21 protein-coding genes are annotated in these 26,326 nt (G+C 75.3%); 9 read left to right on the forward strand and 12 right to left on the reverse strand.

The window, feature by feature from the left end:
* The first annotated feature begins 61 nt into the window (after positions 1 to 61).
* Both D450_RS0114210 and D450_RS0114215 read left to right on the forward strand, forming a co-directional pair.
* Positions 62 to 2,215 carry a RecQ family ATP-dependent DNA helicase gene (locus D450_RS0114210; protein ID WP_017539335.1) on the forward strand — a complete coding sequence of 718 codons (2,154 nt, stop codon included), beginning with the start codon at positions 62 to 64 and terminating at the stop codon, positions 2,213 to 2,215.
* 591 nt (positions 2,216 to 2,806) lie between these two features.
* Complete coding sequence (locus tag D450_RS0114215) at positions 2,807 to 3,241, forward strand: SgcJ/EcaC family oxidoreductase (protein WP_017539336.1); 435 nt, start codon at positions 2,807 to 2,809, stop codon at positions 3,239 to 3,241.
* A gap of 30 nt (positions 3,242 to 3,271) precedes the next feature.
* On the opposite strand, the gene D450_RS0114220 is transcribed toward D450_RS0114215, so the two are convergent.
* Positions 3,272 to 4,174, reverse strand: a complete 903-nt coding sequence (locus D450_RS0114220) for a carbohydrate kinase family protein (RefSeq protein WP_039820507.1) — start codon at positions 4,172 to 4,174, stop codon at positions 3,272 to 3,274.
* Between the two features lie 198 nt (positions 4,175 to 4,372).
* On the opposite strand from D450_RS0114220, the gene D450_RS0114225 reads away from it, so the two are divergent.
* The 6 genes from D450_RS0114225 (at position 4,373) to D450_RS0114250 (ending at position 11,912) form a co-directional block, all read left to right on the forward strand.
* Complete coding sequence (locus tag D450_RS0114225; protein ID WP_026128547.1) at positions 4,373 to 7,105, forward strand: bifunctional acetate--CoA ligase family protein/GNAT family N-acetyltransferase; 2,733 nt, start codon at positions 4,373 to 4,375, stop codon at positions 7,103 to 7,105.
* A 779-nt stretch (positions 7,106 to 7,884) separates the two neighbouring features.
* Entirely contained in the window at positions 7,885 to 8,478 is a 594-nt protein-coding gene (locus D450_RS0114230; protein ID WP_083932634.1) for a DUF5998 family protein, read from the forward strand.
* 33 nt (positions 8,479 to 8,511) lie between these two features.
* Positions 8,512 to 9,642 carry an alkaline phosphatase family protein gene (locus D450_RS0114235; RefSeq protein ID WP_017539340.1) on the forward strand — a complete coding sequence of 377 codons (1,131 nt, stop codon included), beginning with the start codon at positions 8,512 to 8,514 and terminating at the stop codon, positions 9,640 to 9,642.
* Between the two features lie 310 nt (positions 9,643 to 9,952).
* Positions 9,953 to 10,438: a peroxiredoxin gene (locus tag D450_RS0114240; protein ID WP_026128548.1), complete on the forward strand. Its 486-nt coding sequence runs from the start codon at positions 9,953 to 9,955 to the stop codon at positions 10,436 to 10,438.
* Positions 10,439 to 10,458: 20 nt separating this feature from the next.
* Positions 10,459 to 11,250, forward strand: a complete 792-nt coding sequence (locus D450_RS0114245; protein ID WP_017539342.1) for an enoyl-CoA hydratase-related protein — start codon at positions 10,459 to 10,461, stop codon at positions 11,248 to 11,250.
* A gap of 8 nt (positions 11,251 to 11,258) precedes the next feature.
* A complete protein-coding gene (locus D450_RS0114250) occupies positions 11,259 to 11,912 on the forward strand; it encodes an MBL fold metallo-hydrolase (protein WP_026128549.1) in 654 nt (217 codons plus the stop codon).
* 789 nt (positions 11,913 to 12,701) lie between these two features.
* Here the strand turns inward: D450_RS0114250 and D450_RS0114255 are convergent.
* The 5 genes from D450_RS0114255 to D450_RS0114275 all read right to left on the reverse strand — a co-directional run bounded on the left by D450_RS0114255 (position 12,702) and on the right by D450_RS0114275 (position 20,332).
* Entirely contained in the window at positions 12,702 to 13,103 is a 402-nt protein-coding gene (locus tag D450_RS0114255; RefSeq protein ID WP_017539344.1) for a DUF2203 domain-containing protein, read from the reverse strand.
* A 751-nt stretch (positions 13,104 to 13,854) separates the two neighbouring features.
* Positions 13,855 to 16,269 (reverse strand): CHAT domain-containing protein, encoded by a 2,415-nt coding sequence (locus D450_RS0114260; RefSeq protein WP_017539345.1) that lies wholly within the window; start codon positions 16,267 to 16,269, stop codon positions 13,855 to 13,857.
* 2,255 nt (positions 16,270 to 18,524) lie between these two features.
* Positions 18,525 to 19,031 carry a YbaK/EbsC family protein gene (locus D450_RS0114265; RefSeq protein ID WP_017539346.1) on the reverse strand — a complete coding sequence of 169 codons (507 nt, stop codon included), beginning with the start codon at positions 19,029 to 19,031 and terminating at the stop codon, positions 18,525 to 18,527.
* Positions 19,032 to 19,246: 215 nt separating this feature from the next.
* Entirely contained in the window at positions 19,247 to 19,720 is a 474-nt protein-coding gene (locus D450_RS0114270; RefSeq protein ID WP_017539347.1) for a hypothetical protein, read from the reverse strand.
* Positions 19,721 to 19,741: 21 nt separating this feature from the next.
* A complete protein-coding gene (locus tag D450_RS0114275) occupies positions 19,742 to 20,332 on the reverse strand; it encodes an RNA polymerase sigma factor (RefSeq protein ID WP_017539348.1) in 591 nt (196 codons plus the stop codon).
* Positions 20,333 to 20,550: 218 nt separating this feature from the next.
* On the opposite strand from D450_RS0114275, the gene D450_RS0114280 reads away from it, so the two are divergent.
* Positions 20,551 to 21,045, forward strand: coding sequence for a DUF3145 domain-containing protein (locus tag D450_RS0114280; protein WP_039820508.1), 495 nt, complete (start codon positions 20,551 to 20,553; stop codon positions 21,043 to 21,045).
* 72 nt (positions 21,046 to 21,117) lie between these two features.
* Here the strand turns inward: D450_RS0114280 and D450_RS0114285 are convergent, their stop codons facing one another.
* From D450_RS0114285 to D450_RS0114310, 6 genes are all read right to left on the reverse strand, one after another.
* Positions 21,118 to 21,624, reverse strand: coding sequence for a DUF1707 SHOCT-like domain-containing protein (locus tag D450_RS0114285; RefSeq protein ID WP_017539350.1), 507 nt, complete (start codon positions 21,622 to 21,624; stop codon positions 21,118 to 21,120).
* A 55-nt stretch (positions 21,625 to 21,679) separates the two neighbouring features.
* Positions 21,680 to 22,108, reverse strand: a complete 429-nt coding sequence (locus D450_RS0114290; RefSeq protein ID WP_017539351.1) for a DUF1707 SHOCT-like domain-containing protein — start codon at positions 22,106 to 22,108, stop codon at positions 21,680 to 21,682.
* Between the two features lie 176 nt (positions 22,109 to 22,284).
* Entirely contained in the window at positions 22,285 to 22,770 is a 486-nt protein-coding gene (locus D450_RS0114295; RefSeq protein WP_017539352.1) for a DUF1707 SHOCT-like domain-containing protein, read from the reverse strand.
* Positions 22,771 to 23,333: 563 nt separating this feature from the next.
* Positions 23,334 to 24,149, reverse strand: a complete 816-nt coding sequence (locus D450_RS0114300) for an inositol monophosphatase family protein (protein WP_017539353.1) — start codon at positions 24,147 to 24,149, stop codon at positions 23,334 to 23,336.
* Positions 24,146 to 25,159, reverse strand: coding sequence for an ATP-grasp domain-containing protein (locus D450_RS0114305; protein ID WP_017539354.1), 1,014 nt, complete (start codon positions 25,157 to 25,159; stop codon positions 24,146 to 24,148). Before D450_RS0114305 ends, D450_RS0114300 begins: the two co-directional genes overlap by 4 nt.
* Before the next feature lie 448 nt (positions 25,160 to 25,607).
* Positions 25,608 to 26,231 carry an HAD-IA family hydrolase gene (locus D450_RS0114310; RefSeq protein WP_026128550.1) on the reverse strand — a complete coding sequence of 208 codons (624 nt, stop codon included), beginning with the start codon at positions 26,229 to 26,231 and terminating at the stop codon, positions 25,608 to 25,610.
* Between the last annotated feature and the right edge of the window lie 95 nt (positions 26,232 to 26,326).

Below are 26,326 nucleotides of genomic sequence, written 5' to 3' on the forward strand. Positions count from 1 at the left end.
CGCCTNACAGCCCCCGCGAAGACGCCCCGGGCCCCTCCCGGGCTCTGGTACCAAGGAGGACATGGTGCCCTCCGACGCCTCACCGGCCCCCGACGCCCCGCACGACGGCCCCGCCCTGCGCGAGGCCGCCGAATCCCACCTGCGCGCGCTGGCCGGGGAGCACGCGCAGCTGCGCGAGGACCAGTGGACGGCGATCGCCGCCCTGGTCGCCGGGGGCCGCCGCGCCCTGGTGGTGCAGCGCACCGGCTGGGGCAAGTCCGCGGTCTACTTCGTGGCCACCGCGCTGCGCCGCGCCCAGGGGGCCGGGCCCACGGTGATCATCTCCCCGCTGCTGGCCCTGATGCGCAACCAGATCGCGGCCGCCGAGCGGGCGGGGATCCGCGCCCGCACCGTCAACAGCTCCAACACCGCCGAGTGGGACGAGGCCTACGCCGCCATCGAGGCCGGCGAGGTCGACGTGATCCTGGTCAGCCCCGAGCGGCTGAACAGCCCCGACTTCCGCGACCGGGCGCTGCCCCGGCTGGCCGCCGGCGCCGGGCTCGTGGTGGTCGACGAGGCGCACTGCGTCTCGGACTGGGGGCACGACTTCCGCCCCGACTACCGGCGCATCCGCACCCTGCTGCGCGAGCTGCCCGCCGGGATCCCGGTGCTGGCCACCACCGCCACCGCCAACGAGCGCGTCACCCGGGACGTGGCCGAGCAGCTCGGCGCGGGCGACGGCGAGGAGCCGCTGGTGCTGCGCGGCGCGCTGGACCGGGAGAGCCTGCGCCTGGCCGTGGTGGAGCTGCCCGACGGCGCCTCCCGCTGGAGCTGGCTGGCGCAGTACCTGCCGGAGCTGCCCGGGTCGGGCATCATCTACACGCTCACCGTCGCCGCCGCCGAGGAGACCGCCGCCTTCCTGGCCGAGAGCGGCTACGAGGTGCGCTCCTACACCGGGCGCACCGAGCCCGAGGAGCGCCGCCGCGCCGAGGAGGAGCTGCTCGGCAACAAGGTCAAGGCACTGGTGGCCACCAGCGCGCTGGGCATGGGCTTCGACAAGCCCGACCTGGGGTTCGTGGTGCACCTGGGCGCCCCGCAGTCGCCCATCGCCTACTACCAGCAGGTGGGGCGCGCCGGGCGCGGCGTGGAGTCGGCCGAGGCGATCCTGATGCCCGGCCGGGAGGACCGGGAGATCTGGGCCTACTTCGCCGGGCTGTCCTTCCCGCCGGAGGAGACCGTGCGCCGGGCGCTGTCGGCCCTGCGCGAGGCCGGCGGGCCGGTCTCGCTGCCCCGCCTGGAGACCGAGGTGGACCTGGGCCGGTCCCGGCTGGAGCAGATGCTCAAGGTGCTGGACGTGGACGGGGCGGTGCGCCGGGTGCGCGGCGGCTGGGAGGCCACCGGCCAGGAGTGGACCTACGACGCCGAGCGGTACCGGGCGGTCGCGGCCGCGCGCGAGCGCGAGCAGCAGGCCATGCTCGACTACATCGCCCACCCCGGCTGCCGGATGGAGTTCCTGCGCCGCCAGCTCGACGACCCGGAGGCGGCGCCCTGCGGGCGCTGCGACGGGTGCACCGGGCGCCCCTGGCCCGCCGAGGTGGACGCCGGGCGCCGCCGGGCGGCCGCCGCCCACCTGGAGCGGCCGGGGGTCCCGGTGGCGCCGCGCCGCCAGTGGCCGGCCGGGATGGCGGCGCTGGGCGTGCAGGCCTCGGGCAAGATCCCCGAAGGGCTGCGGGCCGAGGAGGGGCGGGCGCTGGCGCGCCTGACCGACATCGGGTGGGGGACGGCGCTGCGCCGCCTGCTCGCCGACGACGCCCCGGACGCGCCCGTGGACGAGAAGGCGTTCACGGCCGTGGTGGAGGTGCTGGCGGCCTGGCCGTGGGAGCGGCGCCCGGTCGGGGTGGCGGCGATGCCCTCGCGCACCCGCCCGGCGATGGTCGCCGACCTGGCGTCCCGGCTGTCCCGGGTCGGGCGGCTGGCCCCGGTGGGGACGCTGTCCTACACGGACCCGGAGGGGCCCGGGCCGCGTCGGCACAACAGCGCCCAGCGGCTGGCGTCGGTGTGGAAGGCCCTGGAGGTCCCGGACGAGGTGCGGGGCGCGCTGTCGTCGCTGGACGGCCCGGTGCTCCTGGTGGACGACTACACCGACACGGGCTGGACCTTCGCCGTCGCCGCCCGCCTGCTGAGGGAGGCGGGGGCCCAGGAGGTCCTTCCGCTGGCCCTGGCGTCGACGTCGTAGGAGCGGTGGCCGGCGGGGGCGGGAGCGCGTTCCGCCGGTGCGCGGCCGCCGATCCCTGCGTGGGCGCTGGTCGCACCAGGGGCGGCCCCCTCCGGGGGCGCCCCGTGACCGTCCGGGCGGGGCATGGTCCGACCTCGGTGTGCGCACGGGCTCGGCCGTCCGCATGCACGCGAACGCCGGAATCCTGCGCGGCCGGCTCAGCGGCCGCCGGCCTCCACCGTCCAGGAACCGCGTCGGCGCACGTCGGGGATCGAGGGGCGTTCCTCGGAGCCGGTCCTACCGCGCGGTGCCCCGGCACGGCCCTTGCCGCGTTCCCATCGGTCCACGGTGCACCCGGGCCGGCTGCTCCCGCCTCCGGGGACCTGCTGATGAACGCGCCCGGACGCCGTTCGCCACGGACCCGATCCAAGCACCCCGAGGGGCGCGGACGGCCCCCGCGGCCACGGCCGCGCCCTGAGCTTGACCTCAACCCGACTTGAGGCTGTTGGGTCGTTCCCGGGGGCCGGAGGGCCCCTGGGGTCGGCGGCCGTCAGGACGGAGCGGCGCGACGCCGGCCCCGACCACCGGTGCAGTCATGGAAGGGAGGCCGTCATGGCCGAGGGGATGCTGGTGGCGGGAGAGGTCGCGGCGGAGGAACGGCAGGCGGCGACGGCCGTGGTGAAGGATCTTGAGGAGGCCTTCAACGCCCATGACGCCGCGGCCCTGAGCGCGTGCTTCGCCGCGGAGGCGTCCTGGACCAACGCTGCGGGGATGCGCCTGGACGGGCGCGATGCCATCGCCGGGTTCGGGGCGCGCGCCTTCCAGGGGCCGCTGCGGGACGCCTACGCGCGCTACGAGGTCGTCAAGCTCCTCGCGATCGTGCCGGGCGCGGTCGGGGTGAACGTCCGGCAGGTCCCCACGGACGAGGCCGGCCGGACGGTCGACGGCCACCACGGTGTGGCGACCTACGTGGTCGCGCGCGAACAGGGTGCCTGGAGGATCGTCGTCGGACAGAACAACGCAGTCGCGGCGCTGCCCGACGGCTGACCCGCGGGCCGCCGGCCGCCCGCCGCTCTGCTACACGTCGCCCAGGTCGGGGCGGGCGCCGGGCATGTGGAGTGCGCGGGCGGCCAGGTGCTGGCCCCGGGCCAGGGCGTCCTTGGGGTGCTTCCCGGACAGCCACAGCGGCAGGAACCCGGCCATGAACGCGTCGCCCGCCCCGATCGAGCCGGGCGAGGGGGCCACCGGCTCGGCCGGCACCTGGACGATGTCGTCGCGCCCCTTGGCGGCCCACAGGGCGCCCTCGTCGCCGAGCTTGATCACCACCGCCGGGAACCACGCGGTCAGCACCTTGGCCGCCGCCTCCGGGTCGTCCCGGCCGGTCAGCACCCCGGCCTGGTCGGTGTTGGCGAACAGCAGGCGGGCACCGTTGGTCCAGTCCAGGAAGTTCTCCGCCCCCGCGCGCTTGAGCGGGGCGTGCGATCCGCCGTCGACCGAGATCGACATGCCGGCCTCGCGGGCCGCGCGCAGCGCCATCCGCGCCGCGCGCCGCGAGTCCTCGTTGATCAGGGTGTACCCGGACACGTGCAGGTGCCCGTCGGGGGCGAACACGTCGCGCGGCAGGTCCTCGGGCTGCAGGCGGGCGTTGGCGCCGGGGTCGCTGAGCATGGTCCGGTTGCCGCGGTGGGTGATCATCACGACACAGGTGCCGGTGGCCCGCTCGGGGTCCATGACCAGGCGCGAGTCCACCCCGTAGCCCATCAGCTCCATCTCGCGGGTGCGGCCGGTGATGTCGGAGCCGCGGCGCCCCACGAACGTGGCCTCGGCGCCCTCCAGCGCCAGCCAGGCCGCGACGTTGGCGCCCGAGCCGCCGCCGTAGGTCGTCACGGAGGCGGGGGTGTCGCTGCCGCGCGCGAGCGGATAGAACGCCCGCGCAACGGAATCGGTCATGAGGTCACCGATCACGACGACTCGTGCCATTGGGTCCACCACCACCTTGCGTCCCCGCCGGGCGAGCGGGGGAGAACTCAACCGTGCGCGCGGGCTCTGAGCGTTATGCACAGAGACGTTAACAGGTTCTCCGGTGTGGCGAGGTAACGAAGCGGCAGCGCCGTGCGGCGCTCCGAAACGTGTGCGGCGTTCCCCACACCGGGGCCGATCTCCTTTAGGCTCAAAACCGTGCAGCCATACCCGAACCACTGGGAAGCCGACGTAGTTCTCACCGACGGCGGGACGGCCCACATCCGCCCGATCACGCCGGAGGACGCCGACCTGTTGCGCGCGTTCCACGCGCGCCTGTCGCCCGAGACGATCTACTACCGCTTCTTCGCGCCCTACCCCCGACTGTCCGACCGCGACGTCAAGCGCTTCACCCACGTGGACTACGACGAACGGGTGGGCCTGATCGCGACCATCTCCGGGGTGATGGTCGCCGTCGTGCGCTACGACAAGATCGGCGAGGACGAGGCCGAGGTGGCCTTCCTCGTCGAGGACGCCCACCAGGGGCGCGGCCTGGCCTCGGTGCTGCTGGAGCACATCGGCGCGGCCGCGCGCGAGCGCGGGGTGCGCCGCTTCATCGCCGACGTGCTGCCGGAGAACCGGCGCATGATCAACGTCTTCCGGGAGGCGGGCTACACCGCCCAGCAGACCTTCGACGAGGGCGTCATCCGCCTCACCCTGGACCTGGAGCCCACCGACCACTCCGAGGAGGTCATGAGGGCCCGCGAGCAGCGCGCCGAGTCGCGCTCCATCGCCCGGCTCCTCTTCCCCGAGTCGGTCGCGGTCATCGGCGCCAGCAGGACCGCGCACACCGTCGGCCAGACGGCGCTGCGCAACCTCCTGGCCGGGGACTTCCAGGGGCCGGTCTACCCGGTGCACCCCGAAGCGCGCGCCGTCGCCGGCGTGCGCGCCTACCCGAGCGTCCTCGACATCCCCGACCCGGTCGACCTGGCCGTGGTGGCGGTGCGCGCGGACATGGTGGCCGACGTGGTCCGCGAGTGCGCCCGCAAGGGCGTGCACGGGCTGGTGGTGGTCACCTCGGGGTTCGGCGAGGTCGGCCCCGAGGGCAAGGAGCGCCAGGACGACCTGGTCACCACCGCGCGCGCGGAGGGCATGCGGGTGGTGGGCCCCAACGGCCTGGGCGTGGCCAACACCGACCCGGCCGTGTCGCTCAACGCGACACTGTCGCCGTACGTGCCGCCGCGCGGGCCCATCGGCTTCTTCTCCCAGTCCGGCGCGCTGGGCCGGGCCATCCTCCAGCGGGTGTCCGAGCGCGGCATCGGGCTGTCGACGTTCGTCTCGGCGGGCAACCGGGCCGACGTGTCCGGCAACGACCTCATCCAGTACTGGCAGGAGGACCCGGCGACCGAGGTCGTGCTGCAGTACCTGGAGTCGCTGGGCAACCCGCGCAAGTTCACCCGCCTGGCGCGCCGGCTCGCCCAGCACAAGCCGGTCGTGGCGGTGCGCAGCGGCGGCTCCTCAGGGGTGCCCACCGGGCACGCCGCGGGGGCGCTCTCCCTGCCCGACTACGCGGTGACCTCCCTGTTCGAGCAGGCCGGGGTGATCCGCGTGGACGACATCACCCAGATGTTCGACGTCGCCCAGTTGCTGGCCTACCAGCCGCTGCCGGTCGGTCCGCGGGTGGCCATCCTCGGCAACTCCGACTCGCTGGGGCTGCTGGTCAAGGACGCCTGCGTGCGCGAGGGGCTCAAGCCGCACGAACCGGTCGACCTGGGACCCAAGGCGACCGCCGAGGACTTCGACCAAGCCCTGTCCAAGGCCCTGGCCGATGAGGCGGTGCACGCGGTCGTCGTGGTGTTCATCCCGGCGCTGACCCCCATCTCCGACGACGTGGCGGCGGTGATGCGGTCCAAGGCGGCCACCTCCGACAAGCCCATCCTCACCACCTACCTGGGCCACCAGGGACTGCCCGAGGAGCTGCGGCACGTCAACGACCAGGGCGAGACCGCCCGCGGGTCGGTGCCCTCCTACCTCGCCCCGGAGGACGCGGTGCGGGCGCTGGCGCACGCCACCCGGTACGCGCTCTGGCGCGAGCGGGACCCCGGGCGCCATCCCGAGCTGGCCGACGTGGACGGCGCACGGGCGCGCGCGGTCATCGACCGGGCGCTGGAGGAGCGCGCGGAGCGCACGGACGGGGGCGGGGCGCACCGGCCGGTGTGGTTCACCAGCGAGCCGGTGCACGGCGAGGAGTCGGCGATGCCGGCTCAGACCGCCCGGGAGCTGCTGGGGTGCTACGGCATCGACGTCTGGACCGACGTCCCGGTCTTCGACGCCGAGGGCGCGGTGGCGGCGGCCGAGCGGCTGGGGTACCCGGTCGTGGTCAAGGCCAACGCCCCGGATCTGCGGTTGCGCGCGGGCGGCACCGGCATCCGCGCCGACCTGCGCGGCCCGGACGACGTGCGGGGCGCCTTCACCGCGCTGCACGGGCGCCTCGGCGACGAGGCGATGCTGGTCGTGCAGCGGATGGTGGTGCCCGGCGTGCCCACGGTGGTCCGGGCGGGGGACAACCCCTCGTTCGGCGCGGTGGTGGGGTTCGGCCTGGCCGACGTCACCGCCGAGCTGCTGGACGACCGCGCGTTCCGGCTCGCGCCGCTGACCCACGCCGACGCCAGCGACCTGGTGCACGCGGTGCGCGCGGCCCCGCTGCTGTTCGGGCTGCCGGCGGGGGCGACCTCGCTCGCCGAGCAGCCGAACGTGGAGGCGCTGGAGGAGCTGCTGGTGCGGGTGTCGCGCCTGGCCGACGCCTTTCCGGAGATCGGTCACATGGACCTGGACCCGGTCACGGTCAACGCGGAGGGGGCGCACGTCCTCGGGGCCCGCGTGTGGCTGCGGGAGGCCCCCGACATCCGCCCCGACTCGGGCCCCAGGCGCCTGCGCGGCGTGGCGTTCTAGACGTCCTCGGCCGGGCGGGGCGCCTGCCCCGGTGCGCTTCTGCCGCGCACGTTCCGCGCAACCGCCGTGCCACCGCCCTGCCGCCGCCGTCCGTTGCGGGCGGGCTGTTCGGTGCCCCGCAGGCGCGGCAGCGCGGGCGCCCGGCGGCAGGTCCGCCGTCGGCAGGTCCTCCGGCGGCCGTGCGCTCATGCCGTGCGCCTCGTCGTCGGCGGGCGCCGGTGCGCGGACGGCGGCGCCCGCGAGGGCGGCGCGAACCGCGCCCACCCCGAGCCCCGGACCGGCGCACGCCCCGACCGGTCGGAAGCCCCGGCCAGAGGGCGGGCGTCCCCGACCGCTCCGCCGCCTTCCGGGCCGGAGCGGGGCGGGCGGGTCCGGTCTCCGCCTATCCGGGCCTATCCGGGGTCGGCGGCTCTTCGGGAGCCTGCCCCTCAGGCCGGTTCGGGCTGCGGTTCGGGGTCGGGCGGCATGGGCCCTGGGCCCGGGCGAGGCCCCGGCCCGGGGCCGGGTTCGGGGTCGGGCACCGGCGGTTCCGGCGGCACCGGGTCGGGGCCCGGCGGGGTCGGCCCCGGGCCGGGCGGCGGCGGTTTCGGCATCGGCGGGACCGTTCCGCGGGGCGCCCTGGCGCGGGGCGGCGGGATTCGGGTGCGCGCAATCGCCTTCATGCCCCGCCCCGTACCCGCCCCGCCCGAGCGTTACCCATGGCGGGCCCGGCGGGTCCGACGGGCGCGACCGCGCAGACCAGGGTGCGATCTGTCGCCGGGAGAGGGCAGGATGGAGGTATGAGGAAAACGCGTGCCGTGTCCACCGACTGGCGCTCGGAGATCGAGCGCAGCGGGTACTACCCCGGCCTGGTGACCGACGCCGTCGCCGCCGCTCTCGGAAGCGAGAGCGCCGACGCCTTCGTCGTCCACCACGAGGCCACCTTCGACCCCGCGATGGAGATGCGGCGGCACATCACCGTTCTGCTGCTCACCCCGACGCGGCTGGTCGTCTGCCACACCGACGAGCATCCGGCGACGGAGGGCGCCGACCGGCCCCAGGCCTCCACCACCACCGACGCGATCCGCATCGGCAACATCCAGTCCGTCGCCCTGACCCGGGTGGTGGCCGACCCCGCCAACCACGTCTCCGGGACGCTCCCCGCCGAGCTGGTCCTCAACATCAGCCTGAGCGTGAACTGGGGCGCCGTCGCCCACGTGGACCTGGAGCCGGCCGCCTGCGCCGACGAGACCTGTGAGGCCGACCACGGCTACACCGGCGCCATCACCGCCGAACCCCTGACCCTGAGGGTCAGCCAGGCCGCCGACGGCCCGGAGGCGGTGGCGAACATGCTCAACTTCGCCTCGGTCCTCGCCGAGGCGGCCTCCCGCTGAACCGGCCCGGCGCGTAGAGCCAGGAGGAAGCCCGTGACCACCCCCTTCGACGTCCCCGGGTACGGAAGCACGTCCCTGGCCGACCTCGCCCCCTCCGTCCTGGCGTCGCTGGGGGTGCAGGGCGAGCCGTCGGTGCTCGGGCTCCCTCCGGCGCGCCGCGCCTGCGTGCTGCTCGTGGACGGCCTGGGATGGGAGGCGCTGCTCGCCCACCGCGAGCGCGCCCCCTTCCTGTCGTCGCTGATCGGGGAGGCGGGGCCGATCACGGCGGGCTTTCCCACCACCACCGCGACCAGCCTGACCACCTTCGGCACGGGGCTGGCGCCGGGCCACCACGGGGTGGTCGGCCTCAAGGTCGCCATGCCGGGCGGGGACACCGTCTTCAACCAGCTGCGCTGGGACGCCGACGTCGACCCGGAGGCGTGGCAGCCCCGCGCCACCGTGTACCAGCGCGCCGAGCGCGCGGGGGTGGCCACCGGGTACGTCGCGGCCGGCGCCTACGAGGGCAGCGGCCTCAGCCGCGCCTCGGCCCGCGGCAGCCGGTACCTGCCGGCCAACGACATCACCGAGCTGGCGGTGCGCGCGGCCGCGGCGATGTCCACCGGGGAGCGGTCGCTGGTCTTCGTCTACCACGCGGACCTGGACGCCTACGGGCACATGTTCGGCATGGACTCCGACTACTGGCGGCTGCACCTGGGGCACGTGGACCGGCTGGCCGAGCAGATCGCCGACGCGCTGCCGCCGGACGCGGCGCTGTACGTGACGGCCGACCACGGCATGGTCGACACCGGTGCGGCGGGCCGCATCGACGTGGAGGCCGACCCGGACCTGACGCGGGGGGTGCGCGTGCTCGCGGGCGAGGCGCGGGTGCGGCAGGTGTACACCCGGCCCGGGGCCACCGCGGACGTGCGGGAGGCCTGGGCGGAGCGCCTGGAGGGGCGCGCCCGGGTGGTGACCCGCGAGGAGGCGGTCGAGGCGGGCCTGTTCGGGCAGGTGGACGACGGGGTCCGGGAGCGCATCGGGGACGTGCTGGCCGTCGCCACCGGTGCGTGCGCGCTGGTGGCACCGCGCGCGGAACCGGTCGAGAGCGCGCTCGTGGGCCAGCACGGGGCCCTGACGCCGGAAGAGCTGCGGGTGCCGCTGCTGAGCTACACCACCATCGATTAGCCGGGGCCGCCGGGACCGGCGGACCACCGGGAGCGGCGGACCACCGGGAGCAGCGCACCGCTGAGCAGCGGACCACCAGGACCGTCGGACCCCTCGGGACCACCGGGAAGGAGCGGCCGGGCGGAGGGCGTCGGCTGCGGCTTTCGGGCGACGGATGCGCCTGTCGGCCCTCGGGAACCGGCCGAGGGCGCGGCCTGATGGGCGGGGCTGCGTGCGCTCGGGCGGGCGGAGTGGCACGTGGTGGGGCTGCGCTTTTGGCGTCGGTTGAGGGTGGTGGTGGGCCGACGGGTGGGCTAGATTGCGCCCCGTGGTGGATATCGGCGATGCGGCGCCCGGGTTCTCGTTGCCGGACCAGGACGGGCGCGTGCGCGATCTGAAGGGGCTGCTGGCGGAGGGGCCCCTCGTACTGTTCTTCTATCCGGCGGCGATGACGCCCGGGTGCACGGCGGAGAGCTGCCACTTCCGGGACCTGGCGGCGGAGTTCGCGCAGCTGGGGGCCGGGTGTGCGGGCGTCAGTGCGGACGCGGTCGAGCGCCAGCACGCGTTCGCGGACATGCACGGCCTCGGCTTCCCCCTGCTCTCCGACGAGGACGGGCGGGTGGCGCGCGCCTACGGGGTGCGGCGCACCGCTCCCGGGCTGTCGGCGCTGGCGCCGACCCGCCGGTGCACCTTCGTGATCGGGACCGACGGCCGGGTGCTGCACGTGGTCAGGAGCGAGATCCGGATGAACGCCCATGCCGACGGGGCGCTGGCCGCGCTGCGGTCGGCGGACGGCGCGGGTCCGGCGGGCCGATGAGCCGAACGGAAGGAGACCCGATGGCGGAGGCCGAGGGCGGGCGGCCGCCTGTACGGCGCACCACCGACCGGGGGATCGCGACGATCACCCTGGACTCCGAGCGCAACCGCAACGCCCTCTCCGCGCCGCTGCGCACCGGCCTGCTGGCCGAGTTGCGAGCGGCCATGGACGACGACGCCGTGCGCGCGGTCGTGCTGACCGGGGCGGGGACGGTGTTCTGCGCGGGCGCGGACCTGAAGGAGGTCGCCGAGCGGCTGGCCGGCCGGGAGCCCGCACCGGAGGCGCCGGGGATGGGCGAGATCTTCGCGGCGGTCATGGACGCCCCCAAACCGGTGGTCGCCCGCCTGAACGGCACGGCCCGGGCCGGAGGGCTGGGGCTGGTGGCCGCGGCGGACGTGGCGATCGCGCCGGAGGACACCGAGTTCGCCTTCACCGAGGTGCGCATCGGCGTGGTGCCGGCGGTGATCTCGGTCCCGGTCCGTGCGCGGCTGCAGGACCGGGCGCTGAGCCGGTACCTGCTCACCGGCGAGGTGTTCGGCGCACGGGACGCGGTGGCGGCGGGGCTGCTCACCGAGGCCGTCCCGCGCGCCGAGCTGGACGCGGCGGTCCAGCGGGTCGCCGACGGGCTGCGCGCCGCCGCCCCCGGGGCGCTGGCGGGGGCCAAGGCGCTGCTGTCGGAGCACGGCGCGAAGGAGCGGGCGGCGGAGTTCGCCCGCATGACCGAACTGTCGGAGCACTATTTCGCAGGGGAGGAAGCGGCCGAGGGACGCAGCGCCTTCTTCGAGAAGCGGCGCCCCCGGTGGGTGTTGTAATGGGAGACGTGAGCTACTCGGGAGATACCAGGGTCGGCGGACCGGCCGACGTACGCGACCTGCCAGAACTGACCATCAGCAAGCTCGCTGTGGGGCGGATGGACAACAACGCCTACCTGCTGCGCTGCAAGCGGACCGGGGAGGCGGTGCTCATCGACGCCGCCGATGAGGCGGACCGGATCGTGGACCTGATCGGAGACGGCGGCCTGGCACGGGTGATCACCACCCACCGGCACCCCGACCACTGGCAGGCTCTGGCCGAGGTGGTGGGGGTCACGGGGGCGCGCACCGTGGCCCACCCCGACGACGCCGAGGAGCTCCCGGTGTCGGTCGACGACCCGGTGGAGCACGGCGACCGCGTGCCGGTGGGGGAGTGCTCGCTGGAGGTGGTGCACCTCCGGGGGCACACACCGGGGTCGATCGCGCTGCGCTACGACGACCCGGAGGGCGTGACGCACCTGTTCACCGGCGACAGCCTGTTCCCGGGCGGGGTGGGCAAGACCTGGTCGGACGCCGACTTCCGGTCGCTGCTGACCGACGTCGGGGAGCGCGTCTTCGCGGACATGGGCGACGAGACCTGGGTCTATCCGGGGCACGGCAAGGACACCACCCTGGGCACCGAGCGGCCCCACTTGGACGAGTGGAGAGAACGGGGCTGGTGAGGCCCTGACCTCCGGCCCGGCGGCAAGGGGCCTCCCGGGGCACCCTCGGAAGGCCCCGATGCGCCGAAGGCGGTCCTGCACTCACCCGTGGAGGACGGCACACGGTCCCGGCTCCGCCACGCCTCCCCGGCGGCGGCCCGTGGGCCCTTCCACCGTTCCGCCGTCCCCGGTTCGGGCCCGGACGTCCCCCACGTCCCCGAGTGCTCGGCGAGGGAGCGCCCTCGGCCCGGCGGCCGGGGCCAGGAGAAGGTGTCCGCTGGAGTGGTGTGACTTCCGGGCGGCCTTGCCGTCCCTCTGCGGGGGCCGAGGCCGCTTGCATAGGGGTGAGGCCTACGAAGGCGGACCACGTCCGGTCCAGGACCGTAATCGGCCGTGCCGACCTGGACGGGTGGAAACTCCACCGCTTCAGCGTGTGTGACCCGTACGGGGTCTTGGTCCCTGCATAGCGGGGTGATACGCGGGCCTGGCCACGGTCGGCCTGCTCGGTCTCGGTCGGACTCGGTGCCCGGCTCTCCCGGGACGGAACGCGGGTCTTCGCCGCTTGGCTGTCCACGGTCCGAAGCCCGTCCGGGAACCGGACGTCCCTCACGTAACCGGGTGCTCGGCGGCGGGAGGGCGTATGTCGCTTTCTCCCCTGACGACGTGCCCACTGTGCGCCCGACCAGGTGGCCGCGGTCCGGTCCGGGCCGCGGCCGAGTCGTCGATCCGGGGTGTGCCACCGACTTCGGCGCAGGAGGATGCACACGGCGTCCGGGTAGGGCGGCGCGATGCCTCTGGAAAAAGGCAGCGTCAGTGCTCGGGGAGGGGGCGGCGGCCGAAGAAGCCGAGCTCGCTCCTGTGGTACCAGCCGAGCCCGGGCTCGCCTTCGAGCCAGCACAGACGGACCGACGCCCCGTCCAGGAAGGCGGGCAGGTCGAGCAGGATCGGCGCCAACCCTTTCACTTCGATGCCGTTGTCGGGGAACCAGGCCTGGAGCTCGCTGAAGCGCGCCTCCATGCCCTTCAGCTCGGCCCGGCCACCGAACGCAGAGTCCCCGGCGATCCGCAGGTCGGCCGCGAGTTCGGCCATGTCCGCACGGAGAGAGACGAGGTCCTCGGCGCGCTGCCGGATCTCCGGCATCAGTGCGTGTGCCTCGTCGAGGGTGAACAGCCGGAGCCCCGAGGGGTCTTCGTCATCGCTGTCGTGGCTCATCGCGTACCTCCAAGAAGGCCCTGGACGACCGGCCCGGAGGGGTTGGCCCCCGGCGGGCCAGGGCGGAACTCGGCGACTCGCCTCCATGGTGGACCGCCGTCCGCCGGAATGCGCGAACCGCCGGACGCGCGTCGGGTGAATGGTAGCGCTTGTACATCGTCCCCGGGCGCGACAGTGCCCCATCCGCCACCGTTCCGGCGCTTCCGGCCCACCCTCGCACAGTGTTCCCCGGTTCTGCCGTGGCGCCCCCGTCGCGCCCTCCGGACCGGCGCACGAATCCGTGCCGGGCGCGGACGGCACTGGTCCCCACCGGGGGCACTGGTCCCCACCGGGTCGTGGGACCGGCGGTCGGCGGTGTGCTCTTTTGCCGCCCCGTCCCTGCTCGCCGGGCCGTTGGTGAGCACACCGCCGGGCGGTGGCACCTTGCGTTCCGCTGTCGGCGCCCGCGCCGATGCACCGGTCCACGGTCACGTGCACATCCGGCATCTCGGCCTGGACCGCGGGCGGACGGTCGACCCGGGCCGATAGGCCCCGGTGACACGGGCGCGACCAGGCCGGTGCTTCTCGGGCCCCGGCCGGCCCCGGATTCCTGGTCACACGGATGACCGACGACGGACCCTCTGCCGACGGAGGCGGACACATGCTTTCCCCTCCACGGGCCCTGCCCCGTCCGGCCGGTTTCGGTGGTCGGCCGGTGGGAGCGGAGGTGGGGGCGGCCTCCCCGCCCCCACCTCTCACGGCTTCAGCGGGATCAGCCTGCTCCCATGCACAGGAAGCCGTGTTCCGCCAGGTGGTCCGCCACCGCCCGGGCCGGGGCGGTGCCCGAGGCCACCGCGGAGTGGAACGCCGTCATCGGCCCCGCGATCTCCAGGTCGCGCACCGGTACCGCCGAGGCCACCACGGTCCGGGCGCCCCGGGACAACAGGGCGGAGCCCATCCCCAGCGGAGCGCCCGACGGGGCCGGGGTCGACACCCCCAACCAGCACGCGGAGAGCACCACCGTGGGCGGGACCGCAGAGAGCATCTCGGCGTCGTAGGCGAACAAGGGGCCGTCGGCGAACAGCAGGGCGGCCAGCATCGGCGCCTCGGGCGCCATGCCGCCGTGGCCGATCAGGTGGGCCACGGGCGCCTCCGGCAGGCGGCGCCGGAGTTCGGGAACGGTGGCCTCCGCCCCGGACAGCAGCCGCGTCCGGTACCCGGCCCCGCTCAGTACGTCCCGTACCCGCGCGGCCTCGGCGGAGGCCCCGGGGACCCGCGGCCCGCAGGCCACCACGGCGGGACCGGCCCCGGCCGCCGTTCCCGTCGTCCCCGCCGCCCGCACCGCGTCGGCGTCCAGCCAGGCCCGCGCCGACGGCGCCACGCACACCTCGCGGCCGCGCAGCGACGGCAGCCGCCCCCACGGCAGCTCCTGTGTCACCGGCGCCGGGCACACCACCACCGGGCGGTCGCCCAGCAGCCCCGACACCGGGCCCAGCAGCATCCGGTCCAGAAGGGCGGCGGAGACCGCCGCACCGTGTCCGCCTCCCTCCCCTCGGAGCGCGGCCAGACGCAGGTCGAACGCGAATTTGGCGGACTCGGCCTCGATCCGGCCCACGGGCCCCAGGCGGTGCACCGCCACCCGGTCATCGGCCACGGCCACGGCGACGCATTCGCCGCCGAGCACGGCGTAGGAGACCAGGACCCGGTCGCCGAGCCGGTCGCGCAGCCCCTCCAGGACGCCCCCGCCCGGCGGGGGAGCGGTCCGGCAGCGGTGCCACTGGGCGGCGGCCAGGCGCGCCGACCAGTGCCCGATCTCGGTGAACGCCGCCTCCTCCCCGTCGTCGGCCCGCCGGTAGGCGTCGCGCAGCCGCTCCAGCAGCTCCGCCCACGAGCCGTCCCTGCAGACCGCGGCACCCCGGCCGGAGCGGCCGTACTCCAGCCAGGCCAGCAGGTCCTCCCCGCGGCCCTCCGCCAGAGCCCGGCGCGCCCCTTCGGCGGCGATGCCCCGCTCCCGGGGACGTGCGTGCCCGGCCGCCTCGGCATGCCCGGGACGCTCGACCCCCGCCAGCCGGCGCAGCGCGGCCGCGTGCCGGCCGGAGTCAAGGAGCGCGGCCGCGGCCGCCTGGTCGCGGGAGGGGCGGACCGCGCCGGCGGCACCGGTGGGGGAGTAGACGGCGCACCGGGCCGCGGTGCGCCGGCGGACCCCCGTCGCCTGTTCGGGCGCCGACAGGCACCGCGCCGACCACTCCACCGACGCGGCCAGCGCGGCCCACAGCGAGTCGGGGGCGAACCGGGCCCGTACCCGGCGGACCTGGGCGATGGCGGCGCCCCGGTCCCCGCGGGCGAGCCGGTGCTTGGCGTCCACCAGCCGGGCCGCCGCCTCGCCCAGCAGCGGACCGGCAGCGGCGGGGCCGCCGAACGACTCCAGGCGGATCCGCGCCTGGTCGGGCAGCCCGGCGGCGAGGAGGGCGTCCGCGCCGTCGATCCGCAGGGCGATGCGGCGGGAGCGGGTGGAGCGGGCGGCGGCCTCGTCGAACAGCCGCATGGCCTCGGCGGTCTCGCCGTGGCGGACGGCCAGGCAGCCGAGGTTCTGCAGGACCGCGGCGCGCAGGTAGTCCAGTCGGCGCTCGTCGGCCAGCGCCAGGGCCTGGGCGAGGTCGTCGGCGGCCTCGGCGGTCCGGTCGGCATAGACCAGGGCCAGCCCGCGGTTGGCCAGCAGGGCGGGGAGCAGCCGCGCGGGCGCATGGGGGCCGACCCGTTCGAGAGCGGCGTCGAGCGCGGCCAGGGCACGGGGGAAGCGGCCCCGCTGGGCCTCGGCGACGCCGCACCGGAGCAGGGCCGTAGCGGCGTCGGTGCGGCGGCCGAGCGCGGGACCCGACAGCCCCGGGCCGCCGTGCAGGGCGCGGATGGCCAGGCGCGCCTGGCGGGCCCGGGCGGCCGCACCGTCGAGGCCGGCCGAGGAGGCGACGGCCGCGGCGCGTCCCAGCAGGCGGTGGGCGGCGGCGGGGTCGCCCTCCTCGTGCAGGCATATGCCGAGCGTGCACAGGGCGTGCGCCCGAACGCGGGGGTCGGGGCCCGAGGCCAGCGCACCTTCGGCCCAGGCGCGGGCGGATTCGGGGTCGCGGGCGACGAGTGTGGCGGGGTCATCGGTCGTGTCGAACGGTCGTCGGGGGCGCGGGCTCTGCAAGGGCGGCACCTCTCACCGGGGGATGGACCGGTCGGTCCGGAAGACACGGGTGACGGCGCGCGCGGCACCGGAGGGCGGTGCAATGCGCTCCAGTGCCTTGTTAGCAACCCGAAAGGCGCATCGGGGGCCAGATTCCGGCGCTTGTGGAAAACAGCGGTGGCGAACGGTGGCGAACGTCCGCATATCCATTTCCGGGTGCCGAGGCCACAAGCCCCGGTACGACACGCCCGAAAAGCGGACGCGGAACAACGGCCCTGAGGAATCGACCGAAGACCTCCGCGAATCCGCGTACGCACCCCCGAACCTGGTGGCCAGGTTCCGCATTCACTGGCGAGAGGAGGCGGCTTCCGAAAGTTGAAGAGGGCATCCGTGGGCCACCTCGCGAGCCCTTGGCGGTGTGTCGAATCGGTGGAGGCGTTTCCTTCCCGTCGGGCGTCGGGCGCTGAGGCGCTAACGGTGACAACGGTGCTGGAACGAGCGGCGACGACGAAGGCCGGTGCCTCTTACGGTAGTGCTGTGGGGTGCGCGGCGTGCGGGCGGTCACCGGGGGCGGCGACGACGGACCGGCCGGTGCCCCACTCGCGCCTGTCGGCCGGCTACCGGGCCGCCGCCGGTCCGGGTGGACGGGCGGCGACGGAGCAGCCGGTACACCGCTCATGCCTGCTTGCCGGGTGCAAGGCCACCGGGGCGCCAGGTGATAGGCGACGACGAAGGCCGGTGCCCCGCTCACTACCATCGGCCGGGTACCGGGCCGCAGGGATGCCAGGTGAGGGGCAGCGACGGAGCAGCCGGTACCCCGCTCACTGCCATCGGCCGGGCGCCAGCCCGCCACAGGTCCGGGTGGACGGGCGGCGACGACGAAGGCCGGCGCCCCTTCCGGTAACGCAGTCGAACGCGCGGCATGCGGCCGGTCACCAGAAAAGGCACCGACGGACCGGCCTGTACCCCGCTTACTGCCATCGGCCGGGTACCGGGGCGCCAGGTAGAGGGCGGCGACGAGGGAGCGGGGCGCTTCCCCCGGGCCCTGCTGTCGGCCGCCAGATCCCTCGCGGTCAGGGAAGACCGGCAACGGCGGAACAGTAGGCACTCCCCTCATGCCCCTCATGGCCGTGTGCCGGGCAGCGGGCCTTCTGTGATCCCGGGCAGGGGCGGGCGCCGCTCGCGCGCCCCTGGGAGCGGCCGACCGGGCCGCGCTGGCTGCCCCTCGATCAGGGGGCCCTTCTGACCTGGGAGAATACGCGCCGTCATGGGGTGGAATGGGCGGAAGCGCGCCCATTGACCCCTCATGGAGGGTCCCGGGTGCGATGTCGGCCAGACCAGAACGGAGTTCGGTGAAAGAATGTCCGGCATCGCCCTGATTATCGGGCTTCTGTCGGGGAGGGGTGACGGAGCCGGGCGGGGGTGCTGGTTCACGCAGGGCGCCGCGCCGCTGCCGACCTGCCCTCGGCTACCCGGAGTGACGTCAGGGGTCTGCTAGTGGGAGCAGCATGCCATTAGAGAGGGATTGGGTACCGAATCCGGTTCTGGTCTGGCCGCCACCGCGCCCCCGATCGGCCGGAGAGGGAGATTCGGGGCGCCCGAGGGGCCTGGCCCCCTGTGTTCCTGACGATCCGGGCGCTCGGTGGGCCGAGCGCATCGCCGACTGGGCCGGGAGGGGGGCCGTGGCATCGAGAGTGGTGGTATCGCCACCCAATGTGCGATTCGGTGGCGATACCACCACTCTCGATGGGCCCGGGCCCTGCGTAGTCGGCGGAACAGGGCGGGGCGGATCACTGTCCGGTCCGCCTTCTCAACGCCGCCGCCGGTCGGCCTGGCGGCCGACAGCAGGGCCTGGGGGAAGTGCCCCGCTCCCTCGTCGCCGCTCGTCCACCCTGACCGTGGTGGGCTGGCGCCCGGCCGATGGCAGTAAGCGGGGTACCGGCTGGTCCGCCGTCGGCCCCGGTGACCGGCCGCATGCCGCGCGTTCGACTGCGTTACCGGAAGGGGCGCCGGCCTTCGTCGTCGCCGCCCGTCCACCCGGAGCCGTGGCGGCCCGGTACCCGGCCGATAGCAGTGAGCGGGGTACCGGCTGCTCCGTCGTCGCCCCTCACCTGGCATCCCCGCGGCCCGGCGCCCGGGCGGGAAGCGCGAGCGGGGTATCTGCCGTTCCGTCGCCGGCTTCGGGGCGCTCGACGGGGGCGAGCGGGTGGCGATGGGCACGCCCGGCGGTCGGGGGAGCGGATCCGGTCTCCACCACCTGCCGCCACCTGCCGGCCTCAGCGTGCGACCGGGAGTGAGGTGCCCTTGGTGACGCGGACGAGTTCTTCGTGGGTGGTCGGGAAGATCGTGTCCGGGGTCCCCGCGGCCGCCCAGATGCGGTCGTAGTCGGCCAGGGCCTCGTCCACCACCGTCGTCAGGGGCGTCGGGTGGCCGAGCGGGGCCACGCCTCCGATGGCCTGGCCCGTGGCGGCGCGCACCTGGTCGGGGTCGGCCCGGTCCAGGCGGGGCAGGCCGAGGCGGGACGCCAGGGCCTTGGTCGCCACCCGGTGCCGTCCGCTCGTCAGGACCAGCACCGGGGTCTCCCCGGCCATGAACACCAGGCTGTTGGCGATCGCGCCGACCTCGCACCCCAGGGCCTCCGCCGCCAGGGCGGCGGTGCGGGCCGAGTCGTCCAGCCGCCGGACCAGCGGCCGCACCCCCGCGGCCTGCAGGGCCTCGGCCACCTGCCTGCTGCGCTCGGGCAGCTCCTCCAGCGGGGTCTCAAGGGCGCTGTTCTCGGGCACGGACGGTTCCTCCTCGGGGCGGACCAGTGCGCGTGTCGGTGGTGCGCGTCGGAACGGGAGACGGGGGGATTACGCCGATGATCCTACGAGCCGGAGGGGTCTGCCACCACCCGGATTCGCGGAGCCGGGCGGTGGCGGGCCCCTGTCGCCCGCCCGTCGACCCGCCTGCGCGGCCGCCTCCTTGCCGACGCGCGCCCGCAGTCCCCCACCGGCCGTCACAGCGGGAGCCAGGACGACACCACCCTCGGCCCCTCGTCATCGCTGACCAGCAGACGCACCGGCCCCCGCGGTACCGATGCCGCGGTGAACCCGCCCCCCTCGTCCACCGGGAACTCCCGGGCGCCGACCGGACTGCGCACCTCGACCGTTCCGGCGCCCGGGGGCACCACGCGGCCCGCGATCCTCCGGTGCCCGGCATGCCCGGTGATCTCCAGGTGCACCTCCACCTGCACCCCCACACCCCGCAGCAGCACATAGCGCGGGCCCCGCAGCGCGCTGGGGCGCACCCCGCCGTCCGGTTCCAGGGAGTCGCCCACCACCTCGGCCACCGGAGCCTCCACGCCCCGCGCTGCGAAAGCGCCGTCCGCCGCCCGCCGCACCCGCTCCGACATCGGTTCCGCCTCCGAGGCGCCCTCGCGCAGCCGGGCGATCAGACGGTCGGCCCGCTCGTCCTCATCCTCCGGCCACACGGCGCTTCCCGCCCTTCCCGCTCACACGCCCGCCTCGTACGTCCCCTGTGCCCGCCTGAGCAGACGGAGGAGCCGCCGCCGCGCACGCCTGCGCACTGTCGGCACCTCCTCAACAGGCAGCCCGGTGCAGTCCGCCACCTCGGCGGCCGACGCCCCCGGCCGGTGCAGGTCCAAGGCGAGCACCGTCCGATCGGGCTCCCCGACCGACGCGATGGCCTCCCGCACCCCGCGGACCTCCTCGGCGCGCAGGTACTCCGACTCGGGGGTCCGGTGGTCCACCGGCTCCAGCGCTCTCAGGCCCCCGCCGGTCTCCAGCGCCCGCGCGCGCCGCGCCAGCCGAATCTGGCGGGACGCCTCCCGGTGGGCCGTGCGCGCGATCCACGAGCCGATCCGCTCCGGCGAGCGGATGCCGTCCAGGTGCTCGGCGAGCCTGCACCACACGGTCTGGCGGGCGTCCTCGGCATCCTGCCCGGACAGTCCGTGGCAGCGCACGACGGCGTCGACCATGAGCTCGTACCGGCCGATCAGGGCGCACCAGGCCGCGTGCTCCCCGGCGGCCGCCCGGCCGACCAGGTCGACGGAGGAGGGGACGTCACGGGTCTGGTCACTCAACGGCGCCCCAAGTAGACTCGCCGAACCTGCCACACCTGGGGTCACGCTAACCGCCGCGCAACCCTCCGCGGGCGGGAATGCCGCATCCGGCCATCACCGCCCTGGTGCCTTTGGTGCCCATGGGGCACAATGGCCCGAGGAGAACTCCCGAACGGACGGCTCCTCTGCGGGAGAACGAGGGCGACGGGGAAGCGCACTCGTTCGTATCAGGAGGTTCGGTGTCCGCACGTGGCGTCTTGTATGTCCACTCCGCGCCCGCGGCGCTGTGCCCACACGTCGAGTGGGCGGTCGCGGGCGTCGTCGGTGTGCCCGTGAAACTCGACTGGGACGACCAGCCGGCGGCGCCCGGATCGCACCGCGCGGAGTTGAACTGGCAGGGCGCGCCCGGCATGTCCGGCGCGCTCGCCTCCGCGCTGAACAACTGGCAGCGCCTGCGCTTCGAGGTGACCGAGGAGCCCACCCCGGGCTGCGACGGCGTCCGCTACAGCTACACCCCGACCCTGGGCGTCTTCACCGCGGTCACCAGCGCCGCCGGCGAGGTGCTGGTCTCCGAGGCGCGGCTGCGCACCGCCATGGAGCGCGCCGCCGCGGGCGAGGTCGAGCTGGCCGAGGAGCTGGACCGGCTCACCGGCAGGGTGTGGGACGAGGAGCTGGAGCCCTTCCGCTACGCCGGGGACGGCGCCCCCGTCCGCTGGCTGCACGCCGCCGGCTGAGCGGCCCCGCCGCAGGGCCGAGCGGCCCGGTCGGCCTACCGGTCCGGGCCCCGGGGGCGGTGCAGACCGCCCTCAGCGCCCGTCGGGAGGAGGCCAGGGGCGGTCGGCGCGTCCGTGACCGCGCTCGTGCGGCCGGTGGTGGTGCGCCCCGCTGAGCGCCCCGGCGAAGGTGAAGACGAACATGAACCCGATGGGGATCAGCGGCCAGAACGGCAGCAGCCCGCCGGCGATCACGCTGGTGACGCCCCAGATCCCGATCAGTACCACCGACACCGCTGCCAGGCCCCGCCAGGGCTCCAGGCGCCGGACCCACTCCTGGGACCGCTCGGCGCCGGCGCGCGCCACCTCGGAGCGCCGCTCGGGCGGGCGCAGCACCTCCGGCGGAGCGGCGGGGAGGTCGCGGGTGACGGGGGACAGGTCGCCCAGTGTGACCGCCCCCATGGCCAGTTCCAGCCGCTCGTGGTACTCGGCCAGCGTGAGCCGGCCCTCTTGGAGGGCGTGGCCCAGATGCCGCGCGACGGCGTCCCGGTCGGCGTCCGAGGCGCGCATCCGCTCCGGCGGCAGCCGTTCGTCGTCCATCCTCCTCACTCCCTCCGGTGCGCCGGTAGACCGCCCCTACCCGGGCCTGGCCCGCTCATCGGCGGTGTCCCGAGCTCTCGTCCGGCCAGATCGCGGCCGCGACCAGGATCGCGGCCCAGATTCCCAGCGGGACCAGCGGCCAGAACGGCAGCAGCGTGCCGCCCATGATGCTGGTCACGCCCCAGATGCCCGTCATGATCACGGCACCGCCCATCCACCAGCGCCACTCGTCCACCCACTCCTTCCACGGAGAGGCCGCCTCGCCGGCGCCGACGGCCACGGCCACCGGCCGCTCTTCGGCGGGCACCGGAGCGGGGGGCGGTTCGGGCAGGTCGGCGGTGAGGCGGCGCAGATCACCGATGTGCACCGCCGCCATCGCCGCGTCCAGCCTGCGCTCGTACTCGGGCAGGTCCAGACGGCCCTCCGCCAGGGCGGTGGCGAGGCGTTCGGCGGTGGCGTCCCGGTCGGCGTCCGAGGCGCGCATACGGGCCTCGGGAACGCGTTCGTCGTCCACCAACGCCCACCCCCTGCCGCATGATGATGGGAGATTTCACGATACGCGCCGCCATCGCGGGAGGAAAGGCTCCGTACGGGCAGGGAAGCGGTGCCGCCGCCGCAGCCGCCCGCACGGGGCGGCGCCTGCGGCCGGGACGGGGGCGGTCAGCGGCCGTGGCCGCGGCCGCGGCCACGGCCACGGCCGTGCGATCCGCCGCCGATGGCCGCGGCGACGATCACCAGTGCCCAGATGCCGAGCGGGATGGCCGGCCAGAACGTGGTCAGACCGCCGGACAGGGCGCTGGTCAGGCCCCAGATGCCGATCATGACGACGGCGCCCCCGGCCCACGGCCGCCAGGCCTCGGCCTGCTCCTGCCAGAACCCGGGCGCGGCGGCGGCCCCGGTGCTCGCCAGATCCACGGGACCGTCGGCTTGAGGAACCGGGGCGGGCCCGCCGGAGGCCGGCAGGTCGGCGGTGAGCGGTTCGAGGTCGCCGAGGGTGACGGCGGCGAGCGCGGCGTCGAGGCGCTCGCGGTACTCGTCCTCCTTGAGCCTGCCCTCCGCCAGCGCGGCGGCCAGGCGCTCGGCCACGGCATCGCGGTCGGCGTCGGCGGCCCGGTACTCCCCCGGGCGTGCTGCGGACCCCTCCATAGCCGGCCTCCCTCTTCCCGTGCGCGCGCGTCCGGGCCGCCGAGGCGGCCCTCCTTTTCGAGCGTAGTGCCCCGGACCGGGCATCAGCATCGGCAGATCGGCGGGTCCGGCGTCCTCCGAAGGGAGGACGCCCCGCGTCGGGCGCGTCCCAGGTGTCCCGAGTGCCCCTGCGGGGGAGGTTCGGAGCGTACTGTCCCGGTCCCCACGGGCCGCGTGGCCGCCGCCCCGGGCCCGGAGAGGACGTTGTGTTCGAGCCGATGGAGCGGGAGGACGGGAGCGGGCCGGTCGGCCTTCAAGGATGCGTCCGTCCGGATGGGGCCGAATCGTCGCACCGCCTGGCGGCGAGGACGGGACCGTGCCGTCCTGGTCCCTGAGGGCGGCGCGGCGAGTAGGCCGACGGGGAAGCGTCCGCCGACCGCGCCGCCTGATCGCCCCCTCCGCCGTCCATCGCCCCAAGGGCGCCAGGAGGCAGGTCGGGGCCGGCCCCGCGGCCGACCCGGGGCGCCGGGCGGGACCGGGCGGGGAGCACCTCCACCGACCGGGCGAACCCCGCCCGGCACCGGCTACCCGAGTGCTTCCTCGTCACGCCACCAGCGGGCCACCTCCGCGCACGCCTCCGGGGACGACGCGCCGATCAGGCCCGTGCTCTCGTAGGAGCCCTGGAAGTCGAACCCGGTCCCGTCGAGCCGCACCAGGCCCGCCCCGGCCTCCTCCAGCACCAGAAGCGGGGCGGCGACGTCCCAGTCGCGCACCGGCACGTCCTTGACGAACAGCCGGGCCGACCCCTCCGCCACCCTGCACAGCTTCAGCGCGATGCTCCCGCACTCCATGTACTCGCGGAACCCGAATCGGGCGTAGGCCCGAGCGGCGATCCCCCGCGGCTCCGGGGTGTTGTCCACCAGGGCCCCGGTGCCCACCGGGGCCGGGTCGAGGCGCGGCATCAGCACCCCGTTGCGGGTGGCGCCCAGGCCGCGCACGGCCGCGTACATCACGTCGTTCTCCGGCGCGTAGACCGCCGAGAGCACCGGCCGCGCCCCCTCCATGAGCGCCGCCTGCGTGACGTAGCCGGGGAACCCGTGGGCGTAGCTCGCGGTCCCGTCGATCGGGTCGATCAGCCAGTGGCGCCCCGGCCGGGCGGAGACCTGCGAGGCGGCGTCCTCCTCGCTGAGCACCGGCGCCCCGGGGGCCAGCGCGGCCAGCCGGCCGCTCAGCTCCCGGTGCGCCCGCGCGTCGGCCTCCGCCTTGAACTGGGAGCCCTCCCAGACCCCCCGCACCGCGGCGGCGTCGGCGCGCCACTCCCGGAGCAGCACGCCGACCTCCAGCACCGCCGCGGTCAGGGGGGCCAGCAGCTCCCCGGGCGCGGCCCCGGTTCCTCTCACCGGGCCGCCTGCACGGCCGAAGCCGGTTCGTACTCGCGCATCGGCTCCGAGGCCGCGGGCCGGATGCCCGCGGAGGCGAACGCCTCCTCGCCGATGAACTCGTCGGTCCAGCGGCGCACCATGACCACGCCCTCCTGCCATTCGTCGGCCAGGCGGGGGCCGCGGCCCAGTGCCTGGGCCAGCAGCCCGCCGACCTCGTCCACCCCGGCCGCCGTGGTCAGCGGCGCGGTGGAGGAGAAGCGCGGGTTGATCTCGAAGATGCGCGGCTCGCCCGAGGCGTCCAAGGCCAACTGCACGTTGAACGGGCCGTCGGCGCGCAGTTCGCGCTGGACGGCCCGGCACACCTCGGCGACCCGTTCGGCGCGGCGGGTGACCGCGAACTTGGTGACGCCGCGCTTGAGCACCACCTCCTTGGGCACGACCGCCTGGACCCGCCCGTCCCGCCAGACCACGACCGAGACGGTGAACTCCGGGCCCGCCACCCGCTCCTGCACCAGCAGGTCCTCCAAGGGGGACCCGCCGGAGGCCAGCACGGCGGACAGCTCGTCGGGGGTGTGGCAGACCACGACGCCGCGGCTGCCCCGCCCGGAGCGGGGCTTGACCACCGCGGGGGTGCGCGGTGCGCCCGCCCACTCCGAGGCCAGGGCGGTCGCCGGGACGGGCAGCCCGGCGGCGGCCAGGCGGCGCATCAGCGCGTACTTGTCCAGGCAGGTGGCGATGAACTCGCGCCGGGGCAGCAGCACCTGCAGCCCTTCGTCGGCCAGCTCGCCGGCGGGCAGCAGCTCCTCGTCGACCAGCGGGATGAGCGCGGCCGCGTTCTCCTCGGCGCACACCCCGCGCAGCTCCGGGAGGAAGTCGGAGCTGGAGCCGGGGGGAACCAGGTGGCAGTCGTCGGCGAGGTAGAGCCCGGGTGCACTGGAGTCGATGTCGGTGGCGACGACCCGGTACCCCAGGCGCCGCAGGTGAAGGATGGTTCCGGACGTCGATGCCGAGCCCGCCGTCGTGACCACGACGGTCGGTCGCTCGGATTGCTGTGTAGCGGACACCGATGAACCTCTCCGCTCGATATGAGTGATGTGCAGGGTCGGCACGGGACGGCTGAGCGTCCGGGCGCTGATGCGGCGGTCCCTTGACGGCGGGGCGGCGCCGTGCCCGGCGGGGGGTGTCGATCCGTACACAACGAGCGTAGGCCGGTGTTCATCGGGGCGCCGGGTGTTGGCCGGTTCCGGTTCACAGGACAACCGAAAGGCCTGGTTGAGCGTGCTACCACGGGTTTCATCGTGCGCCGGGGGCGGTCCGCGGGGAGCGGCCCGTGCCCAGGGCGGTGACCGGTGCCCGTGCGGCGGCTTCCGGGCACGACGCGCGGAAGCGGGGCCGGTGCACCTGTGACCGGGCCCGACAGGTGTCCGGTTGCGGTCAGCCGCCCGGCGCCGGAGCGGGCCGGGCGGCGCCGCTTCCCTAGAGCGGGCCGAAGCGTTCTTCCAGGAAGGTGCGCAGGCCCGCGGAGCCTTCGTACTGGTGGGCGTCGATGCCCTCGCGCTTGGCGGCCAGCACGTTCTCCTCGCGGTCGTCGATGAAGGCGGTCCGCCCGGCCTCGGTGCCCAGCTCCCGCAGGACGTGCCGGTAGATCGCCGGGTCGGGCTTGCAGATCTCCAGGTCGCAGCTGAAGAAGGCGGACTCGAAGGGGGCGAGGACGGGGGAGTGGCGGAGCGCCCCGGCGATGTCGGAGGGGGCGTTGGACAGCAGGGCCAGGCGCACGCCGCGTGCGGCGAGCGCGCCGGCGAGCGCGGTCACCTCGGGGTCGGTGGACAGCCAGGAGGCGATGTCGCTCGCCCACAGCGACTGGATCCGGGCGGTGTCCCACGAGGCGCCGGTGCGCCGGGCGATGCGCCCCCAGTACTCGGAGGCGGGCAGCCCGGCGTCGTAGGCGCGGCGCTCGTTCCAGTAGGCGCTCCAGAACAGGTCCGCGGGGACCCCGGCCAAACGCTCCATGGCGGCCCGCTGGGCCTCTTCTTGCGGTCGGGAGATGACCTCGCCGTAGTCGAAGACCACGGCGGCGTACCCGGATCGAACAGAAGTCATGTTCGCGCACACTCCATTCGGGTTCATATGAACGCCTGAGAATCAGAGTGTATGTGCGTTCGAGGCCGAGGGGGGAGCCGGTGCGGCGGTGCTGC

Origin of the sequence: Nocardiopsis halophila DSM 44494 (assembly GCF_000341245.1) — a bacterium.
Classification (GTDB): domain Bacteria; phylum Actinomycetota; class Actinomycetes; order Streptosporangiales; family Streptosporangiaceae; genus Nocardiopsis_A; species Nocardiopsis_A halophila.

What these genes read in the sequence shown, in the direction of transcription:
- D450_RS0114310 (WP_026128550.1), bottom strand. Translation starts at nt 26,231, where the DNA reads ATGACTTCTGTTCGATCCGGGTACGCCGCCGTGGTCTTCGACTACGGC.
- D450_RS0114285 (WP_017539350.1), bottom strand. Translation starts at nt 21,624, where the DNA reads ATGGACGACGAACGGCTGCCGCCGGAGCGGATGCGCGCCTCGGACGCC.
- D450_RS0114245 (WP_017539342.1), top strand. Translation starts at nt 10,459, where the DNA reads ATGGCGGAGGCCGAGGGCGGGCGGCCGCCTGTACGGCGCACCACCGAC.
- D450_RS0114210 (WP_017539335.1), top strand. Translation starts at nt 62, where the DNA reads ATGGTGCCCTCCGACGCCTCACCGGCCCCCGACGCCCCGCACGACGGC.
- D450_RS0114215 (WP_017539336.1), top strand. Translation starts at nt 2,807, where the DNA reads ATGGCCGAGGGGATGCTGGTGGCGGGAGAGGTCGCGGCGGAGGAACGG.
- D450_RS0114290 (WP_017539351.1), bottom strand. Translation starts at nt 22,108, where the DNA reads ATGCGCGCCTCGGACGCCGACCGGGACGCCACCGCCGAACGCCTCGCC.
- D450_RS0114220 (WP_039820507.1), bottom strand. Translation starts at nt 4,174, where the DNA reads ATGGCACGAGTCGTCGTGATCGGTGACCTCATGACCGATTCCGTTGCG.
- D450_RS0114230 (WP_083932634.1), top strand. Translation starts at nt 7,885, where the DNA reads ATGAGGAAAACGCGTGCCGTGTCCACCGACTGGCGCTCGGAGATCGAG.
- D450_RS0114255 (WP_017539344.1), bottom strand. Translation starts at nt 13,103, where the DNA reads ATGAGCCACGACAGCGATGACGAAGACCCCTCGGGGCTCCGGCTGTTC.
- D450_RS0114295 (WP_017539352.1), bottom strand. Translation starts at nt 22,770, where the DNA reads ATGGAGGGGTCCGCAGCACGCCCGGGGGAGTACCGGGCCGCCGACGCC.